18 protein-coding genes and 2 tRNA genes are annotated in these 19031 nt (G+C 61.4%); 13 read left to right on the top strand and 7 right to left on the bottom strand.

Features of this window, described 5'->3' with window-relative positions; translation table 11 throughout:
- Positions 1–82: 82 nt before the first annotated feature.
- From C8D72_RS05400 to C8D72_RS05375, 6 genes are all read left to right on the top strand, one after another.
- A complete protein-coding gene (locus tag C8D72_RS05400; RefSeq protein WP_115853635.1) occupies positions 83–1135 on the top strand; it encodes a D-2-hydroxyacid dehydrogenase in 1053 nt (350 codons plus the stop codon).
- Positions 1135–1914 (top strand): IclR family transcriptional regulator, encoded by a 780-nt coding sequence (locus C8D72_RS05395; protein WP_115853319.1) that lies wholly within the window; start codon positions 1135–1137, stop codon positions 1912–1914. Before C8D72_RS05400 ends, C8D72_RS05395 begins: the two co-directional genes overlap by 1 nt.
- Before the next feature lie 47 nt (positions 1915–1961).
- The gene (locus C8D72_RS05390) at positions 1962–2900 is read left to right on the top strand and encodes an NAD(P)-dependent oxidoreductase (RefSeq protein ID WP_115853318.1); all 939 of its coding nucleotides are present in this window, start codon (positions 1962–1964) and stop codon (positions 2898–2900) included.
- 101 nt (positions 2901–3001) lie between these two features.
- A complete protein-coding gene (locus tag C8D72_RS05385; RefSeq protein ID WP_115853317.1) occupies positions 3002–3544 on the top strand; it encodes a TRAP transporter small permease in 543 nt (180 codons plus the stop codon).
- The gene (locus C8D72_RS05380; protein WP_115853316.1) at positions 3541–4821 is read left to right on the top strand and encodes a TRAP transporter large permease subunit; all 1281 of its coding nucleotides are present in this window, start codon (positions 3541–3543) and stop codon (positions 4819–4821) included. Before C8D72_RS05385 ends, C8D72_RS05380 begins: the two co-directional genes overlap by 4 nt.
- Positions 4822–4844: 23 nt before the next feature.
- Positions 4845–5864, top strand: coding sequence for a DctP family TRAP transporter solute-binding subunit (locus tag C8D72_RS05375; protein WP_211308760.1), 1020 nt, complete (start codon positions 4845–4847; stop codon positions 5862–5864).
- A gap of 45 nt (positions 5865–5909) precedes the next feature.
- Here C8D72_RS05375 and C8D72_RS05370 read toward each other — a convergent pair whose 3' ends face one another.
- Positions 5910–6329, bottom strand: coding sequence for a secondary thiamine-phosphate synthase enzyme YjbQ (locus tag C8D72_RS05370; protein WP_115853315.1), 420 nt, complete (start codon positions 6327–6329; stop codon positions 5910–5912).
- 223 nt (positions 6330–6552) lie between these two features.
- Between C8D72_RS05370 and attM the strand changes: the two genes are divergently transcribed.
- The 3 genes from attM (at position 6553) to C8D72_RS05355 (ending at position 10006) form a co-directional block, all read left to right on the top strand.
- Positions 6553–7338, top strand: a complete 786-nt coding sequence (gene attM / locus C8D72_RS05365; RefSeq protein ID WP_115853633.1) for an AttM family quorum-quenching N-acyl homoserine lactonase — start codon at positions 6553–6555, stop codon at positions 7336–7338.
- Positions 7339–7385: 47 nt separating this feature from the next.
- Entirely contained in the window at positions 7386–8510 is a 1125-nt protein-coding gene (locus C8D72_RS05360; RefSeq protein WP_115853314.1) for a zinc-dependent alcohol dehydrogenase family protein, read from the top strand.
- A 116-nt stretch (positions 8511–8626) separates the two neighbouring features.
- Positions 8627–10006, top strand: a complete 1380-nt coding sequence (locus tag C8D72_RS05355; RefSeq protein ID WP_115853313.1) for a class II fumarate hydratase — start codon at positions 8627–8629, stop codon at positions 10004–10006.
- Between the two features lie 99 nt (positions 10007–10105).
- Here the strand turns inward: C8D72_RS05355 and glpD are convergent, their stop codons facing one another.
- Positions 10106–11677, bottom strand: coding sequence for a glycerol-3-phosphate dehydrogenase (gene glpD / locus C8D72_RS05350; RefSeq protein WP_245955152.1), 1572 nt, complete (start codon positions 11675–11677; stop codon positions 10106–10108).
- Between the two features lie 170 nt (positions 11678–11847).
- Positions 11848–12612 carry a DeoR/GlpR family transcriptional regulator gene (locus C8D72_RS05345; RefSeq protein WP_115853311.1) on the bottom strand — a complete coding sequence of 255 codons (765 nt, stop codon included), beginning with the start codon at positions 12610–12612 and terminating at the stop codon, positions 11848–11850.
- A 355-nt stretch (positions 12613–12967) separates the two neighbouring features.
- On the opposite strand from C8D72_RS05345, the gene C8D72_RS05340 reads away from it, so the two are divergent.
- The 4 genes from C8D72_RS05340 to C8D72_RS05325 all read left to right on the top strand — a co-directional run bounded on the left by C8D72_RS05340 (position 12968) and on the right by C8D72_RS05325 (position 15689).
- Entirely contained in the window at positions 12968–13696 is a 729-nt protein-coding gene (locus tag C8D72_RS05340; RefSeq protein ID WP_211308759.1) for an MIP/aquaporin family protein, read from the top strand.
- A gap of 52 nt (positions 13697–13748) precedes the next feature.
- The gene (gene glpK, locus C8D72_RS05335; RefSeq protein ID WP_115853310.1) at positions 13749–15257 is read left to right on the top strand and encodes a glycerol kinase GlpK; all 1509 of its coding nucleotides are present in this window, start codon (positions 13749–13751) and stop codon (positions 15255–15257) included.
- Between the two features lie 233 nt (positions 15258–15490).
- A tRNA-Val gene (locus tag C8D72_RS05330) sits at positions 15491–15567 on the top strand.
- A gap of 45 nt (positions 15568–15612) precedes the next feature.
- Positions 15613–15689, top strand: a tRNA-Val gene (locus C8D72_RS05325).
- 60 nt (positions 15690–15749) lie between these two features.
- Here C8D72_RS05325 and C8D72_RS05320 read toward each other — a convergent pair.
- The 4 genes from C8D72_RS05320 to C8D72_RS05305 all read right to left on the bottom strand — a co-directional run bounded on the left by C8D72_RS05320 (position 15750) and on the right by C8D72_RS05305 (position 18924).
- Entirely contained in the window at positions 15750–16235 is a 486-nt protein-coding gene (locus C8D72_RS05320) for a GAF domain-containing protein (RefSeq protein ID WP_115853309.1), read from the bottom strand.
- 67 nt (positions 16236–16302) lie between these two features.
- Positions 16303–17121 (bottom strand): MetQ/NlpA family ABC transporter substrate-binding protein, encoded by an 819-nt coding sequence (locus C8D72_RS05315; protein ID WP_170140506.1) that lies wholly within the window; start codon positions 17119–17121, stop codon positions 16303–16305.
- A 125-nt stretch (positions 17122–17246) separates the two neighbouring features.
- On the bottom strand, positions 17247–17900 hold the full coding sequence (locus C8D72_RS05310; protein ID WP_115853308.1) for a methionine ABC transporter permease: 654 nt from the start codon (positions 17898–17900) through the stop codon (positions 17247–17249).
- Complete coding sequence (locus C8D72_RS05305; RefSeq protein ID WP_115853307.1) at positions 17881–18924, bottom strand: methionine ABC transporter ATP-binding protein; 1044 nt, start codon at positions 18922–18924, stop codon at positions 17881–17883. Before C8D72_RS05305 ends, C8D72_RS05310 begins: the two co-directional genes overlap by 20 nt.
- Positions 18925–19031: the final 107 nt, after the last annotated feature.

The following is a 19031-nucleotide window of genomic DNA, read 5'->3' as shown; positions in this document are numbered from 1 at the left end:
GCTTCTCGCAGGTCAGGTGCGCTGTACAGTCCACTGAACAATGTTCAATCCACTGTACGACCGCAGGTCTTCGGAGCGCGCCATGACGCAAAAAACGCTGAAGGTGGCGGTGGCCACGCCACTAAGCGAGACACTGTGTGCGCTGATCGAGTCCCTGGTGCCCGAGATCGAGCTGCTGCGTGACCAGTCGCTGCTGCCGCCCATGCGCCACCCGGCAGACTTTGCCGGTGACCCGAATTTCAAACGTACGCCCGAGGAGGAGGCGCGCTTTGACGCGTTGCTGTGCGAGGCGGACGTGCTCTACGGCATTCCGGATGTCGATCCGCAGTGGCTGGCCAGAATCGTTAAGGCCAACCCGAAGCTTCGCTGGGTGCACGTCATGGCTGCCGGCGGTGGGGGGCAGGTCAAGGCGGCGGGGCTTTCCGGCGAGGCGCTGGAACGGGTGATGTTTACCACCTCGGCCGGTGTGCATGGCGCGCCGCTGGCGGAGTACGCCGTGTTTGGCGTGCTGGCCGGCGCCAAGCAGCTGCCCCGCATTATGGCCCAGCAGCGCGATCATCACTGGGGCGATCGCTGGCTGATGGGGCAGATCAGCGAGCAGCAGGTGCTGATTCTGGGGCTGGGCGGTATCGGCCGTGAAGTGGCGCGCCGGCTGTCGCTTCTGGACATGCACGTGCTGGGCGTGTCGCGCCAGCAGCGCCTGGTGCCCCATGTCGATGAAATTATCGCGCCCTCCCAGCTTCGCGACGGTGTGCGCCGCGCCGATGCCATCGTGATCGCGCTGCCGGGTACCGAGGCCACTGAAGGATTGATTGATGCCGAACTGCTGGCCGAGATGAAGCCCGGCGTTACTCTCGTCAACGTCGGACGCGGCACGGTCATCGATGAACCCGCGCTGATCCAGGCGTTGCAGAGCAATCACATCGGGCTGGCGGTGCTGGATGTAACGGCCTCGGAGCCGCTGGAGAACACCTCACCGCTATGGGACATGCCCAACGTACTGCTCACGCCCCATACCGCCGCGCTCAGCGAGTCCGAGGACCGTCTGATCGCCGAGTTTTTTGCCGATAACGCTCGGCGCTATCTCAACGGCGAGGCGCTTAGAAACCGTGTTGATACGGTCGAGTTCTACTGATGAGCGCCCCGGCCGTGACGCGTGCCCTGCGCGTACTGACCCTGCTGGAAGCGGCGGCCGGTGAAACGCTGGGCGTGAGCGAAATGGCGCGCCAGCTCGGCGTGGCCCGCTCGTCGCTTTTCAACATCTGCCTGTCGCTGGAAGCCGAAGGGGTGATCCAGCGCGTGGAGGGCGGCTACCGGCTGGGGCGCCGTCTGGTGGAGCTGGGCGGGGCGTATCTGCGCACGGTGGACCCGGTGCAGGCGTTTTATCAGGCCTGCAGCGATACCCCCTTTCTTCATGACGAAATCTGTCAGCTGGCGGTGCTGGACGGCACGGACGTGCTCTATCTCGCCGCCCATGCCGGGCGCCTACCGCTGCGCATGACGGCAAGCATCGGCAGTCGCTTTCCGGCCTCGATCACGGCGGTGGGCAATGCGCTGCTGGCAGGTCTTGATGATGACGAGCTCAGGCAGCGCTTCGAGGACCCGGCCACGCGCCCGGCCTGGACGGCAGATTCCATCACCGATCTCGAGGCGCTGATCGACAAGATTCGCGATGTGCGCGGTCGGGGGCACGCACGGGATAAAGGCGAAGTGTTTACCGGCATCCGCGGGCTGGCGGTGGCGGTAGCGCCGCAGTACAGCGGCGAGCAGGGCTTTGCCGTGGGCGCTTCGCTGCTGGAGGTGTACTGCAACGATCATATCGAGCTGCAGGCCATCGAGGCGCTGTCCAGCATGGCCGTACACATTGCCAATCCGATGAATCTGGGCAAGGGCAGCGCCGGCGCCACTACCTGACGAGCCCAGCGCTGCCGGCCACCATAGCCACTTTGAGGGAGAGACACATGCAAAAAGCTCAAGCGTCGCCGGGCAGTGCTCTGCGGGTCGGGATGATCGGTCTGGGCAGCATGGGCATGCCGATGGCACGCAATCTGCTCACGGCCGGTGTCGCCAGCCGGGTCAGTGTCTTCGGCCGCTCGCCGGAAAAACTCGCCCCGGCACTGGCGGCCGGCGCCGAGCGCTGTGACACCCCCAGGGCGCTGGCAGGCCAAAGCGATGTGGTCATCACGGTACTGCCGGACCTGCCCCAGCTCGAGGCGCTGATCGACGGCGATGACGGCCTGCTGGCCGGGCTTGCCGGGCCGCTGCTGCTGGTGATTTGTTCGACCTCGTCGCCCGAGGGCGTTCGCGCGCTGGCCGAGCGGCTTGATGAACGAAGCCAGGGGCAGATTCACGTGCTGGACGCGCCGCTGTCCGGCGGTACGGACGGCGCCGAGGCGGGCACGCTTTCGATCATGGTGGGCGGGGAGGCGGCGGATCTCGACCGCGCGCGTTTTGCGCTGGAGACGATGGGTACGCCGGTGCTGCTGGGCCCGCTGGGCGCGGGCGAGGTGGCCAAGGCGTGTAATCAGATGGTGGTGGCGGCCACCATGGTGGCGCTGTCGGAGGCCACCACCATCGCCGAGCGCGCCGGTCTGGACGTCGAGAAACTTCTGACCTGTCTGGGCGGCGGCTACGCCGGCGGGCGCTTTCTGGAATCACGCAAGCAGCGCCTGATCGACAAGGACTACGCGCCCTCCGGCATTGCGCGCTACATGATCAAGGATCTCGGCTTTGCCCATGATGAGGCCGCGCAGCAGCAGGTCGTCACGCCGCAGCTCTCGACGCTTTTGTCGCTGTATCAGGACCTGGGCGAGCGCGGGCTGGGCGAACTGGATCTGACCGTGACGCAGCGCTATATCGCCGAGCTGGATCAACAGACCGACCGCGATCGGCACGACTGATCCGTCGGGCACAGGCAGGCACAGACAGAAAGGAAGCGGGAACAGGGGATTACACAGGGAACAACCGAAGCGGCGGCCCGGACGGGTCGTGGAGACCAACAATGACAATATTTCGCGCGGTGTGGCGCAGCATCGAGTGGCTGATCGTGGCCCTCATGACCGCCATGATGGTGCTGGTGTTTTTCAACGTGGTGCTGCGTTACGGCTTCTCCTCGGGCCTGCGCTCCGGTATCGAGCTTTCCCGGCTCGGGTTTGTCTGGGTGGTGATGCTGGGGGCCTCGCTGTGTTTAAAGGATGGCGAGCACCTGGCCGTCACGGAGTTCTTTGATCGTCTGCCGGCCGGGGTGCGCTCCGTGATCGCGCGTTTTTTGTGGATCGTGATTCTGGGCGCCTCGATCATGCTGCTGATGGGCTGCTGGAAGCAGACACTGGCCAACTGGCACAACATCTCGCCGCTGACCGGGCTGTCCACCGGACTGTTCTATCTGGCCGGGGTCGTTGCCGGCACGCTGATGAGCATTACCGCCCTGATCGGGCTGTTGCGGCCAGGGCCCGGGCAGGCGCCGGGCGAGCAGGGTGGCGATGGCCATTCGCTGGCCGTCGATGAGGCGGCGCACGCCCCCAACGGGGAGCACCACTCATGACGCTGGCACTGTTTCTGGGCGTACTGATCGGCGCGATTCTGCTGCGCCTGCCGGTGGCGTTTGCGCTGCTGCTGGCGGCGGGGGCGCTGATGCTCAATCTGGGCATGTTCAGCGCCGACATCCTGTCGCAGTCGATGATCAACGGGGTGGACAACTTCGCCCTGCTGGCGATTCCCTTTTTCATGATTGCCGGCGAGGTGATGGCGGTCGGCGGGCTGTCCGATCGCATCGTGAAGCTGGCGATGACGCTGGTCGGGCACTGGCGCGGCGGGCTGGGCTACGTCGCCATTCTGACCTCGATACTGCTGGCAGGGCTTTCGGGTTCGGCGGTGGCGGATGCCGCCGCACTGGTCAGCATTCTCTATCCGATGATGCGCAAAAGCGGCTATCCGGCGTTTCGCTCGGTGGGGCTATTGGCCGCCGGCGGCATCATCGCGCCGGTCATTCCGCCCTCACTGCCGCTGATCATTCTGGGTGTGGCGGGCAATATCTCGATTGCCAAGCTCTTTATCGGCGGCATCGTGCCGGGGCTTTTGATGGGCGTGGCGCTGATGATCACGTGGCGGTTCATGATGCGCAAATCCGACATCGAGCTGCAGCCGAAGGCGAGCCGGGCCGAGCGGCTCAAGGCCCTCAAGGAGAGCGTCTGGGCGCTGCTGCTGCCGGTGATCATCATTGTCGGCATTCGCATGGGCGTGTTTACCCCAACGGAAGCGGCTGTGGTCGCGGCAGTCTACGCCATTGTGGTCTCGACCGTGATCTATCGCGAAATGAGCCTGGCCAAGCTTGCACAGGTGCTCAAAAGCGCCGGGCGCTCGACGGCACTGGTGATGTTTCTGGTCGGCGCGGCGATGGTGGCCTCCTGGGTGATTACCATCGCGCAGCTGCCGCAGCAGCTTGCCGAGTTGCTGGGCCCGCTGGTCGACAATCCGCGCCTTTTGATGGCCGCCATCATGGTGGTGGTGCTGCTGGTAGGCATGGTGATGGATCTGGCGCCGGCGATCCTGATTCTGGTGCCGCTGTTCATGCCGCTGGTGCGCGAGGCAGGCATTGATCCGGTCTATTTCGGCCTGATGTTTGTCATCAACTGCTGTATCGGTCTGATCACTCCGCCGGTGGGTACCGTGCTTAACGTGGTGTGCGGGATCAGCAAGACCACGATGAGTGACGCGGTGCGCGGCGTCTATCCCTTTGTTCTGGTGTATATCGCGCTGCTGGCGCTGTTTGTGCTGATACCCCAGATCATTACCGTGCCGATGCATTGGCTGATCGGCTGATTCCGAAGGCAAGGAGCAACAACATGACAAGATTCCTGTTCGGTACGACGCTCGGTATGACTCTCGGTACAACTGCGGCAGCACTGATGGTGGCCATGTCGGTGTCCAGCAGTGTCTGGGCGGCGACCACGCTGCGCTTTGCGCACCCCACGCCACAAAGCGATCTGCAGCATGTGCTGGCGGAGAAGTTCAAGGAGGAAGTGGAAAAGGCCAGCGACGGTGATCTCAAGGTGCAGATCTTTCCCAACGGTCAGCTGGGCAACGACGCCCAGATGATCGACGGCGCCCGCTCCGGCATCATCGATATCACGCTGTCGGGGCTGACCAATTTTACCGGCATGGTGCCGGAAGCCGGCGCCTTTGAGCTGCCGTTCATGTTCACCGACAGCAATGCCGCCTATCAGGCGCTGGATGGGGCACCGGGTGAGGCGGTCATGAGCAAGCTGCCGGCGCTGGGGCTCAAGGGGCTGGCCTTTCCGGAAAACGGCTTTCGAGAGATGACCAACAATCGCGGGCCGATTCGGGAGCCGGCGGACCTGAAGGGCCTGCGCATGCGGGTCAACAACTCGATCACGCTCAACAACATGTTCGAGCTTCTCGGCGCCAACCCGCAGCAGCTGCCGGTCGCCGAGCTTTACACGGCACTGGAAACCGGCGTGGTAGACGCTCAGGAGCATCCGCTGGGCATCGTGGTGTCGTTTAACTTCAACGAGGTGCAGGACTATCTGTCGATCAGCAACCACGCCTACTCGGCGCTGTTGATGGTCATGAATCAGAAGCGCTTTGACAGCCTCACGCCCGAGCAGCAGCAGATTGTCGAGAAGGCGGCAGCGGATGCCACGGCCATGCAGCGCCAGATGAACACCGAGCAGACCGAGCAGATGATCACAACGCTTGAAGAGGAAGGCATGGAGGTCAATCGCGATGTGGACACGGCGGCCTTCCAGCAGGCCATCGAACCTGTCTGGGAGACCTTTGTCGACCTGAACGGCGACGAAATGATCAAGGCGATTCAGGCCGTATCGGGCGAGCGCCAGTCGTAGGCGGTGGTGTCTGCATGCCGGGGCCGCGCCCCGGCATGTGAGGCGTTACTCGCCGTAAAGCGTGGCCAGAATGCGGCGGCTGCCGCCGTTTTCTCGATGTTCGCCGAGCCAGATGCCCTGCCAGGTGCCGGTGGCCAGGCGGCCGTTGTCGACGGCCAGCGTCAGCTCGGTGCCCATGAGGCTGGCCTTGATGTGGGCGGGCATGTCGTCCGGGCCTTCCATGGTGTGGCGAAAGTAGGGCAGATCGCCCGGAACGCGATCCCGGAAGAAGGCTTCCATGTCGTGGCGCACGTCGGGATCGGCGTTTTCATTGAGCGTCAATGAGGCAGAGGTGTGCAGCATCTGCAGGTGCAAAAGCCCCGTGGAGACCTCCTGCATTCGGTCGAGCGAGCTCAGGATGTCGTTGGTGATCAGGTGAAAACCGCGCTTGTAGGGCTTGAGGGTAATCTGCTGGCGGTACCACATAAGAAGGCTCCTTGTTGATGTCGTCTGGGGTCAAGGGTAGATGAGCGTGCCGATGACGTCCTGTCGGGTGTCCATCGTTATGGCACCGGTGGTAATGCCAGGACCAGGGTCGAATATACGCCCATGAGGAGATATGTCTGGATGGAGCAAGCTGGTACGCCGTGTCAGCTGCTGTTCATGCATTACGATCAATGCCTGTCAGGCCTCGGCCGGGAGAATCGTCATGAGCCAGATGCGTCTTTACATGTTCCAGACCGGAACCCTCAAATGCCGTCGGTGCAACATCAGCATGAATGCCGGGCTGGATGACTACGAGATACCGGTGCCGTGGTATCTGATTACTCATCCACGGGGGAACGTGGTCATCGATGGCGGCTGCGCCGTGGAGTGCGCCACGGATGCCAAGGGCCACTGGGGCGACATTACGGCGGTCTATCAGCCGGTGATGCGCGAAGAGGAGGGGTGTGTTCAGGTGCTTCAGGAAATGGGCATCGCGCCCGAAGACGTGGCTTATGTACTGCAAAGCCATCTGCATCTGGATCATACCGGCGCGACCGGACGTTTTCCCAACGCCGTTCATGTCGTCCGCCGGCGGGAGTATGAATACGCCATGGCACCGGACTGGTTTGCCGATGGCGGTTATATCCGCAGGGACTTTGATCGCCCGGGGATTCAATGGCAATTTCTGGACGACAGCGAGGATGGGTTTGATCTGTTCGGTGATGGCGCGATCCGCTTTATCTTCACCCCCGGCCATGCCCCCGGCCACGCCAGTTTTCTGGTGAACCTCGAAGAGACCGGCCCGGTGCTGCTGGCCGTGGATGCGGCCTACACCATGGATCACTGGAATGAAAAGGCGCTGCCGGGCTTTCTGGTCTCGACGGTCGACGCCGTGCGCTCGGTACAGAAGCTGCATGCGCTGGCGCGCAAGACGCAGGCCATGGTGGTGACCGGGCATGACCCCGAGGCTTGGCCGACGTTTCGCCATGCCCCCGAGTATTACCGCTGAGTTCAACGTGATATCGCCGTTGTCATGCCCGTGATCAGGAGAGTGCCATGAAAACCCGTGCCGCCGTGCTGCGAGAGATGCAAAAGCCCCGCCCCTACGGGACGTCACAGCCCTTGTCGATCGAGGAGGTCACGCTCGACCCGCCCGGTCGCGGCGAGGTGCTGGTGCGCATTCGCGCCGCGGGGCTTTGTCATTCCGATCTGTCCACCATCAACGGTGATCGTCCGCGGCCGCTGCCCATGGTGCTGGGCCATGAAGCGGCCGGCGAGGTGGTTGAGGTGGGTGAGGGTGTCGACGATCTCGAGGCCGGGGATCATGTGGTGTTCTCCTTCGCGCCCAACTGCGGCACCTGCGCGTTTTGCCTGTCCGGTGAGGCGGCGCTTTGTCAGCCGGGGGCGGCGGCCAATACCGCCGGGCATCTGCTGGGCGGCGGCATGCGGCTGCGTCAAAATGACGAGACGGTCTATCACCACATCGGGGTGTCCGGGTTTGCCGAGTACGCCGTGGCTTCGCGCCGCTCTCTGACGCGTATCGACCCGGAGCTGCCGTTTCATATCGCGGCACTGTTTGGCTGCGCGGTGCTGACAGGCGTCGGGGCGGTGGTGCATACCGGGCAGCTCAGGCTTGGGCAGTCGGTGCTGGTGGTCGGACTGGGCGGCGTGGGGCTGGCGGCGGTACTGGGGGCGCTGGGCGGCGGTGCCCGTCAGGTGATCGCCGCCGACATCGATGCCGACAAGCTGGAAACGGCCAGGGCGATGGGGGCGACCCATGTGGTCAACAGCGGCGATGAGGATGCCATCGAGCAGGTGCGCGAGATCAGCGGCGGCGGTGTCAATCTGGCTACCGAATTCGCCGGTGTGGCACCGGCGCTGGAGTTTGCCTTTGAGTGTACCCGGCGCGGCGGGACCACGGTGAGTTCCGGTCTGCCGCATCCCGATGTGCGACTGTCGATCAGCCCGACACGCATGGTGGCCGAGCAGCGCACGCTCAAGGGCTCCTATCTGGGCGGCCACGTGCCCACGCTGGATGTGCCGGAATATATCGCGCTCTATCAGGCCGGACGGCTGCCGGTGGACCGGCTTTTGACCCATCGGCTGACGCTTGATGAGATCAACGAGGGCTTTGAGCGCCTGGCCTGTGGGCAGGCCATTCGCCAGGTCATCGATCTTTGACCCGAAAAGCGCAGCGGCCCGTCCGGTACCCAGGATGAGACGGGTGTGATGTCGACTGTCCTGCTAACCTGAAGAGCATCTTTCGGCGCTTCATCGTTGATTATCAGGAGAGGATCATGGATCAGTCCCGTATCGAAAAGGACAGCATGGGCGAGCTGGAAGTGCCGATGACGGCACTTTATGGCGCGCAGACCCAGCGGGCCATCAACAACTTCCCGGTCAGCGGTCAGCCCATGCCGGCGTCGTTCATTGCGGCCGTGGCGCGGGTCAAGCGTGCCGCCGCCGAGGTCAACCTGGACCTCGGGCTGCTTGATGAGGGGCGGGCGCTGGCCATCGTCAAGGCCGCCGATGCGATCATTCGCGGCGAGCACGCCGATCAGTTTCCGATCGACATCTATCAGACCGGGTCGGGCACCTCGACGAACATGAACGTCAACGAGGTCATCTCGCATCTGGCCACACGGACCGATCTCGAGGTGGGGCCCAACGATCACGTAAACATGGGCCAGAGCAGCAACGACACCATTCCGACCGCGCTGCATGTCTCGATCGCCATGGAGCTTCACGAGCGCCTTTTACCGACGCTGCGCTATCTGCAGCAGACCATCGAGGAGAAGGCTGCCTCGCTTGATGATGTGGTCAAGACCGGTCGTACCCACCTGATGGATGCCATGCCGGTGCGCATGAGTCAGGAGCTGGGGGCCTGGGCCAGTCAGGTCGAGCAGTCCATCGAGCGCCTTGAGAGCGGACTGATGCGCATGCTGCGTATCGCTCAGGGCGGCACGGCCGTGGGCAGCGGCATCAACGCTCATCCGGAGTTTGCCGAGCGCTTTGCCAGCCGTCTGTCGGAGCAGACCGGGCTTGGCTTTACGCCGGCGGACAGCCTCTTTGCCGCGCTGGGGTCACAGGATGCCACCGTAGAGCTTTCCGGCCATCTCAAGGCCTATGCCTGCGCGCTGATGAAGATCAGCAACGATCTGCGCTGGATGAATTCCGGGCCGCTGGCGGGGCTGGGCGAAATCGAGCTTGAAGCGCTGCAGCCGGGCAGCTCGATCATGCCGGGCAAGGTCAACCCGGTGATTCCCGAAGCGGCCGCCCAGGTGGCCGCCCAGGTGATCGGCAATGACGCTGCGGTGACCGTGGGCGGGCAGTCGGGCAACTTTCAGCTCAACGTCATGCTGCCGCTGATGGCACATAACGTGCTCAGTTCGATATCGCTGTTGAACAACGTCTCCGTGCTGATGGCAGACAAGGCGATCAAGAGCTTCAACGTGCGCCGCGACAATATCGAGTCGCCGCTGGCGCGCAATCCGGTGCTGGTCACCGCACTCAACCCGGTGATCGGTTACAACGAGGCCGCGCGTGTGGCCAAGAAGGCCTATCAGGAAGGGCGGGCGATCATTGACGTGGCCGAGGAGGAAACCGAGCTTTCCCGCGAGGAGCTCGAGCGCTATCTCGACCCGGCACAGCTGACACGCGGCGGCATTCAGGAATAGGTGCTGGGGAAAGCGCACACTGTTACGGCCATCAAGGCCGTACAGGATAAAAAAAGGGCCCCGTTCGGGGCCCTTTTTCGTGTGCTGCTGGCTGCGAAGTCAGTGCGCCAGGGCGTGGTCCGGCGAGGGGGTGCCGACCGGCTCGTTCATGTCATTCGGGCTGACGGCATCCATGCGACCGGTGACGTATTGCTGCAGTCGCGTGCGCTGGGGCTCGTCAAGGCGCATGTCCATCTTGGTACGACGCCAGAGGATATCGTCGGCCTGAGTGGCCCATTCGTGATCGATCAAATAATCCACCTCGGCGCGAGTCAAACCGGCGCCGAAGTCCTCGCCCAGTTCGGCTTCATCGGTAGCTCCCTTGAGGAACGTCTCGCACAGCGTGCCGTAGCTGGAGGCAAACCGGTTCGCACGCCGCTCGCCGAGAAACGGGTACTGATTGAGCAGCTTGCGGGTATAGCCCTCGCGCGAATCGATATTGCCGCCCGGCAGGGGACGCTTGTCGGTCCATGGCTTGCCCATGCTGGGGAACCAGGGTTCGATCTTTTCCATGGCGGATTCCGACAGCCGGCGGAAGGTGGTGATCTTGCCACCGAACACCGACAGCATCGGCGCGCCGGTATCATCCAGCGCCAGCGTGTAGTCACGCGTCATGGCCGACGGGTCATCGGATTCATCATCACACAGCGGGCGAACGCCGGAGTAGCTGGTGACCACGTCGTCACGGGTCAGCTGCTCCTTGAAGTGGGCGTTGACGACATTGAGGATGTAGTCGGTCTCTTCGTCACTGATGGTGATATGCGTCGGATCACCCTCGTAGTTCTGATCGGTCGTGCCGATCAGGCTGTAGTCGTTCTGCCAGGGCAGGACAAAGACGATGCGCTTGTCTTCGTTTTGCAGGATGAAGGCGCGATCGTCACTGTTGATGCGGCGGGTGATGATATGGCTGCCCTTGATCATGTGGATGCCGTAGCGCGACTGGCGCTGGGTGCTGCCCTTGATAAACGACTCGACCCAGGGACCTGCGGCATTGACCAGCGCCTTCGCTCGACGAACCATCTGCTCGCCGGTGCGGGTGTTTTCAAGCGTGATCTCCCAGACACCGTCCTTTTCAACGGCGTTGACACAGCGCGTGCGCACCAGGATTTCACCGCCCTGTTCCTGCGCCTGCAGGGCGTTGAGCACGACCAGACGCGCGTCGTCGACCCAGCAATCGGAGTATTCAAACCCTTTTTTGATCTCGGGCTTGAGCGCGCTGTTGTTGTCGAATTTCAGCGATTTCGAGCCGGGCAGCGTGTCGCGCGGGCTGAGATGGTCATACAAAAAGAGACCGGCGCGCAGCATCCAGGCAGGGCGCAGGTGCTGGCGATGCGGCAGGATAAAGCGCAGCGGCCATATAATGTGCGGTGCCTTGTTGAGCAGTACTTCACGCTCGTGAAGCGCTTCGCGGACCAGACGAAATTCCTTGTGCTCCAGATAGCGCAGACCGCCATGAATCAGCTTGCTGGAAGCCGAGGAGGTGGCACTGGCAAGGTCGGCCTGTTCACAAAGTCCGATGCTGAGACCGCGGCCGGCCGCATCGTTGGCAATACCGGTGCCATTGATGCCGCCACCGATGATGAAAAGGTCCAGAACCGGGGTGTCCATTGCGGAAGTCTTGTCGGAAGTCATGCGCCTGCCTTGCGCGTCTGCGCCGGATAGGGAGTTGGGGAACGCGGTAACGATACCATCACGAATGTTCGAATGTGAACATAAGGCATGTTCAAAAGAACATCAAGTCAGCGGTGATTGTCTGATGCAATCGGCATGATCGGTTTTGCCGCGCGTTCGATGTTCTCCTGTCAGGGGCAGATGTTGAGCGTGATGCTGTGTTCACTGAGCAGGCGACATATGCCTGCCGGGGGTTCCTGGTCGGTAAACAGGGCGTGAATCTGAGTGAGATGGCCCAGTCGCACCACGGCGTTGCGGGCAAACTTGGAGTGGTCGGCGGCCAGATAGACCTGACGCGAGTTGCTGATGATCGCCTGCGCCACTCTGACCTCCTGGTAATCAAAGTCGAGCAGGGCGCCGTCTTCGTCGATACTGCTGATGCCGATGATGCCAAAGTCGACCTTGAACTGATTGATGAAGTCCACCGTGGCCTCACCGATGATCCCGCCATCGCGCGAACGCACGCTGCCGCCGGCCACGATGACGTTGAAGTCCTCGCGGTGCTGGAGCGTGGCGGCGACGTTGAGATTGTTGGTGATGACTTCCAGCCCCTGATGATGGAGCAGCGCCTCGGCGATCAGTTCGGTGCTGGTCCCGATATTGATGAAAAGCGAACTCTGATCCGGGATCTGTTCGGCCAGCGCCCGGGCAATGCGGGCCTTGGCATCGTGGTTGATCAACTTGCGGGCACTGTAGGCGGTATTGACCGTGCTGGATTCCAGCAGGCCGGCGCCGCCATGCACTCGTCGTATCACCTGCTCATCGGCCAGAACCTTGAGATCGCGTCGGATGGTCTGCGGGGTGACATTGAAGTGATGCGCCAGCTGCTCAATGGTGGCGTAGCCCTGACGCTTGACCATGTCGGCGATAGTGCTGTGGCGTTCCTGCTGGGTCATGTTCTGTCCTGTCCGGAGGCTTTTGCCGGGGCTGATCGAGATGACCAGGTTAGCCCCGCGGCGCCCGTGCGGCAATAGTTGTGTGCGTCTTGCTGTCATCCGCTGCCGGCATGTTCATCAGGCAACAGGGGGCGTTGCTTTCTGCTCATGCCAAAGTGGGGTAAAGCCGTTGAAAACGGCTTGTACTACTAAGGTTTAAAAGCTTTTAATATCTTTAAAATCAATACCTTGAAATAATAAAGGCAAAAAGTCGGAAACGGCACATCGTTTTTTGAAGTGGTTTCTATAGGATGCTCGGAAAGCAACACAGATATGCCTTGAATGTATAAAAATCAACGTTTTTCCGGGGTTAAAAATGGGTGTCATCGAAACCATTCTGGTTCACGAAATAGCGGGTACGGCCTTTTTGACGCTGCTGGGTTGTGGTGTGGTTGCCAACGTGCTTTTGAAAAAGACCAATGGCCATGGTAGTGACGGTATCGTCATCTTCTTTGGCTGGGGCCTGGCGGTGTTTTGCGCCGTTTATGTGGCCTTTGATACCGGTGCACATATCAATCCGGCCGTGACCGTTGCCCTGCTCATCGGACCGGCAAAGGAGTATGCCGAGGGGATCCCGATCACCTTCGCCACCACGGTTGCCTATCTGGTGGCCGAGTTTATCGGCGCCTTTATCGGGGCGATAGCGTGCTATCTGGCCTACAAGAAGCAGTACGACGATATGGATGATGCCGGCGCTATCCTCGCCACGTTCTCCACCGGGCCAGCCATCAAGTCCTACGGATGGAACATGGTGACCGAGATCATCGGGACATTTGTGCTGATCTTTGTGATCATCATGTTTGGCAACACCCCCAGCGGCCTCGGCCCGCTTGCAGTGGCGCTGCTGGTGGTATCGATCGGTGCATCACTGGGCGGGCCTACCGGATACGCCATTAACCCGGCGCGCGATCTTGGCCCTCGCATCGCGCATGCTGTGCTGCCCATTAAAAACAAGGGCAGCAACAACTGGGGGTACGCCCTGGTGCCGGTGATCGGGCCGATCATTGGCAGTACGCTGGCCGCCCTGGCTGCCCACATTTATTAAGTCATCATCGGTTTCATACCTCCGCTCGTATTCAATCGAGGAGTCAACACGCATGAGCAAGCAGAAAAAGTACATTCTCGCGATCGACCAGGGCACGACCAGCTCACGATCCATGCTGTTCGATCATGAAGGTCGTGTCGCGGGTATCGCGCAGCGCGAATTTGAGCAGATCTTTCCGCGTCCGGGCTGGGTCGAGCACAACCCGCGCGAAATCATGACCAGCGTATTGACCACGCTTGCCGAGGTCATCAACAACTCGGAAGTTGATGTCTGCGAAATCGCCTCGATCGGTATCACCAATCAGCGCGAGACAACGGTTATCTGGGACAAGAAGACGGGCCACGCCGTCTATAACGCCATCGTCTGGCAGTCGCGCCACTCCGCTGAAATCTGCGATGAGCTGCGCGAAGCAGGCCATGCCGACATGATTCGCGACAAGACCGGTCTGGTGATCGATGCCTATTTCTCCGCCACCAAGCTGAAATGGATCTTCGATAACGTCGAGGGCGTCAAGGAAAAGGCCGAGCAGGGCGATCTGCTGTTTGGCACCATCGATAGCTGGCTGGTATGGAATCTGACCGGTGGCAAGGTGCATGTGACCGACGTGAGCAATGCCTCGCGCACGATGCTTTTCAACATTCGAGAGCGCAAGTGGGACCCCGAGCTGCTGGAACTGTTCGGCGTGCCTGAAAGCATGCTGCCCGAAGTGAAGTCCAACAGTGAAGTGTATGGCCATGTGCTGCCGAAGTATCTGTTCGGTCATGAGGTGCCGATTGCCGGCATGGCAGGCGATCAGAATGCGGCGCTGTTCGGTCAGGCCTGCTTCAAGCCCGGTATGGCCAAAAACACCTACGGTACCGGCTGCTTTACGCTGATGAACACCGGTACCGAGGCGACGCCCTCCGATAACGGGCTGCTCACCACCGTGGCCTGGGAGATCGAGGGCACCATGGAATACGCACTGGAGGGCAGTGTGTTCGTGGCCGGCTCGGTCATCCAGTGGCTGCGTGACGGGCTGCGCATGCTGGGCAGGGCGTCCGATTCGGAAGCCTACGCCGAGCGCGCCGGCAGCAACGACGGCGTCTATATGGTGCCGGCATTTACCGGTCTGGGTGCACCCTACTGGAACTCCAACGTGCGCGGTGCCATGTTCGGCCTGACGCGAGGCACGACCAAGGAGCACTTCATTCGCGCTGCGGTAGAGTCTCTGGCCTACCAGAGCGCTGACGTGCTGCACGCGATGCAACATGATGCCAATATCGCGCTGGCCGAACTGCGTACCGACGGTGGGGCCATATCCAACAATTTCCTCGCCCAGTTTCAGGCCGATATCCTGGGCGTTGACGTGCTGCGCTGTGAGGTCAACGAGACCACTGCGCTCGGCGCGGCCTATCTCGCCGGTCTTGCGGTTGGCTTCTGGGAGTCGCGTGAGCAGATTGCCGAGTACTGGGCACTGGAGCGCAAATTCGAACCGGCCATGAGTGAGAAGCAGCGCGACGAGCTTTACGGCGGTTGGAAGCAGGCGGTTGAAGCCACCATGGGATTCCGGGTGGAGTCGTAGTATCCAAGGATAGCATCGCCTGAATAGTGTCCGGGCCTGTCGATGTCATGTCGACAGGCCCGGTGCATTTTGAATTGCGAGCTGTATCGTGCGGTTTTTCCAGCCGTTGCCGACGGTAAGCGTGAGCCTGGAAAACAAAAAATCATGCCGGTGCGGCTGCTAAACGGTTGCGCTCGAACCAGAAATCAGTACAATAGCGCAGCGTTGAAACGGCACTCGCATGTCATTGAAGCAGGACCGTAGCTCAGTTGGTTAGAGCGCCACGTTGACATCGTGGAGGTCAGCGGTTCAAATCCGCTCGGTCCTACCAGTGATTCAGATGACAGGTCAGCCGATTTCAAACGTATTAATTTGAAGGACCGTAGCTCAGTTGGTTAGAGCGCCACGTTGACATCGTGGAGGTCAGCGGTTCAAATCCGCTCGGTCCTACCAGAATATTGAAAACCCCGCGAAAGCGGGGTTTTTTATTGCCTGTCTTTTATTGTCTATTATCTAGCCGATCAGGTCAGGTAGATCGGTCTGATCCATCAGTACCTGACACAGCGCTTCAATCCCTTCCTGATCCTCCAAGGCAAAACGGCCGGGCAGAGGACTGTCCAGATCCAGCACGCCCCAGAGCCGATCATTACTGATCAGCGGCACGACAAGTTCGGAGCGCGAGGCTGCGTCACAGGCGATGTGACCCGGGAAGGCGTGTACGTCTTCCACTCGCTGGGTCTGACGCGTGCGCGCCGCCGCGCCGCAGACCCCTGCCTCGAATTCGATGGGATTACATGCCGGCTGTCCCTGAAACGGGCCGAGGCGCAGCACGCGTTCTTCGCGCTGGATATAAAAGCCTGCCCAGTTCAGCTCGGGAACCTGCTGAAAGATAAAGGCGGCCATCTGTGAGGTGTTGGTCACCCAGTCCCGCGTGTCGAGCAGGGCCGCCAGTTGGCGCTTGAGCATGGCGTAGTCAGTGGTGGGGTGTGTCTCGTTCATGAATTGTCTCGATGCCTGAATAACAAAAGGGCCGGCATGGGCCGGCCCCTGTCAATCATATGGGTGCTTACTGGTCGTTTTCCCAGCCCGCGATGGCGCCACCCTGGAAGAGTTCCTCGGCCCTGTCGATGACCTGCTGGCTCTGGAAGGCGTCAACGAGGTGCTGCACCTTTTCGCCGTTCTGATCGCCCTGGCGCACCACGATGAGGTTCACATAGGGGGAGTCGCCATCCTCAACGATCAGCGCCTGATCAACGGTCATATCGGCGGCTACCGAGTAGGTGCTGTTGATAAAGGCCATGTCGACATCGGGCAGAGCGCGGGTGAGCTGGGCAGCGTCCAGTTCGCGCAGCTGATAGTTGTGCGGATTGTCGGTAATGTCATCCGGCGTGGCGGTCGGACTCTGCGGATCACGCAGGGTGATCAGGTTTTCGCGGGCCAGCAGCAGCAGGGCGCGCGCTTCGTTGGAGGGATCATTGGGAACGGCAATGGACGCGCCCTCCGGCAGCTCGTCAATGCTCTGGTACTTGTCGGAGTAGGCACCGATCGGATACACGAAGGTCTTGCCAGCGGCGACGAAATCAAAGCCGCGGTCTTCCATCATGCTGTCCAGATAGGGCTGGTGCTGATAGGCATTGGCATCAATGCTGCCATCGTCAAGTGCGGCATTGGGGGAGACGTAGTCGTTGAACTCGGTGATCTCGACGTTGAGTCCGTACTGCTCCTGAGCCACTTCTGCGGCGGTCTCCATCAGCGCCGTTTCAGGACCTGCCATGGTGCCGACGCGAATGGTGTTGTCGTCGTCGCTCTGGCTGCCGCAGCCGGTGACCATGACGCTGGCGCTCAGTGCCAGCGCAGTGCCCAGAACCTTCGGTAACATCTTCATGTGCCATATCCTTGCAATGGGTTCGACGGGAAATACTGTCGAAAGGGTTGAACGGGCCATTGGCAGCGCCCGTGGGTGTCGTCGTTGTTGTTTTAAAATCGTTGCTTCTGGCGTGTGGCCTGCGCCTAGCGATGGCGGCTGCGATGCACGAAGAAATCGCCCAGCATCTGCACGCCCTGCACCATGACCACCATGATCAGTACCGTCACCAACATGACCATCGGGTTGTAGCGGGAGTAGCCGTAGTTATAGGCCACGGCCCCCAGACCGCCTGCGCCGATGGCACCGGCCATGGCGCTGTAGCCGATCAGCGCGATGATGGTGATGGTGGCGGCCGTGATCAGCCCGCCTCGTGCCTCGGGCAGCAGCACCCGGGTAATGATCTGCCACGGCGTGGCACCCATCGACTCTGCCGCCTCGATCAGGCCGTGAGGCACTTCATTAAGGGCGCCCTCGACCAGGCGTGCGACAAAGGGAATGGCGGCAATGCTCAGCGGTACCAGAGCGGCGGTCGTGCCGATATAGGAACCCACCAGCCAGCGGGTAAAGGGTGCCAGTGCCAGCATCAGAATGATAAAGGGGACCGAGCGGCCCACGTTGACGACCAGGCTGATGGCGCGGTTGAGGACCGGCATGGCCATGATGCGGTTTTCCCGGGTGACGTAGAGCGCCACACCCATCACGATGCCCAGCGCAATACCGATCAGGCCGCTGCAGATGACCAGATAGAAGGTGTCGAAAACGGCCTCGAGAATACGATCAATCATGGCGCTGGACATGGCCGAGTACCTCCGTTTGAACGTCAAGCGTGTGTAGATGGTCCATGGCGGCGTCGAAGGTGGCGCCGGCCCCCTCAAGCTCCACAATCATCAGGCCGAGCGTGCGGCCCTGAATGTTTTCAACGCGCGCCTGCAAAATGCGCAGTCGAATGCCGAAGTCCTGCACAAGGCGGGTCATCAGCTCGCTGGATAGTGCCTGGCCGCGGAAGGTGAGGCGCACAACGGGCAGGCTGTCGCCTTCGGCGGGGGCTGTCATGCGTTGCAGCAGGGCGTTGGAAGGCGCCAGTTGCAAAAAGTCGTTGAGAAAGAGCCGGCCTTCCTCGGTGGCGGGGCGGGTGAAGAAATCGCCGACCGGGGCGGTTTCTACCAGCTCTCCGCCGCTGATCAGGGCCACCTGATCGCAGATGGTTCTGACCACTTCCATTTCGTGGGTAATCAACAGGATGGTCAGCCCCAGCCGCTGGTTGATGTCTCTCAATAGCGTCAGGATGGAGCTGGTGGTCTGCGGGTCCAGCGCCGAGGTGGCCTCGTCACATAATAGGGCCTGCGGATTGCTCGCCAGCGCCCGGGCGATGGCCACGCGCTGTTTCTGGCCACCGGAGAGGGCAGCAGGATAGGCATTGGCGCGCTCGGTCAGGCCGGTCAGTTCCAGCAGCTCATCGATGCGCTGATCGATGTCGCGGCGCGGGGTGCCAATCAGTTCGAGCGGCAGGCCGATATTGCCACGCACGGTACGTGACTCGAGCAGGTTGAAGTGCTGAAAGATCATGCCAATGCCGTGGCGTGCCTTTCGCAGCTCGGTCTTGCTCATGGCCGTCAGCTCCTGGTCGGCCACGAACACCCGCCCCTGCGTGGGACGCTCAAGCAAATTGACGCATCGGATCAGCGTGCTCTTGCCGGCACCGGAGACCCCGATGACACCGGTGATGCTGCCGGGGGCCACTTCCAGATTGACGTCCTTGAGCGCCGTCACGGCTCTGGCACCCTGACCATACACTCGGGTCACATTTTCAAGTCGAATCATCGGATTGGAATGTCTTAAATACAGTTGGGTCGTTTACCACCGGGCGCATGCCTGACGTGGTGAATGTGATCGTCGTGAAAAGTGCATTGGGCACAAAGCGCGCCAGT

This window comes from Kushneria indalinina DSM 14324, from assembly GCF_003385845.1.
GTDB classification, from domain to species: domain Bacteria; phylum Pseudomonadota; class Gammaproteobacteria; order Pseudomonadales; family Halomonadaceae; genus Kushneria; species Kushneria indalinina.
This window is presented reverse-complemented; position numbering and strand designations above follow the sequence as displayed.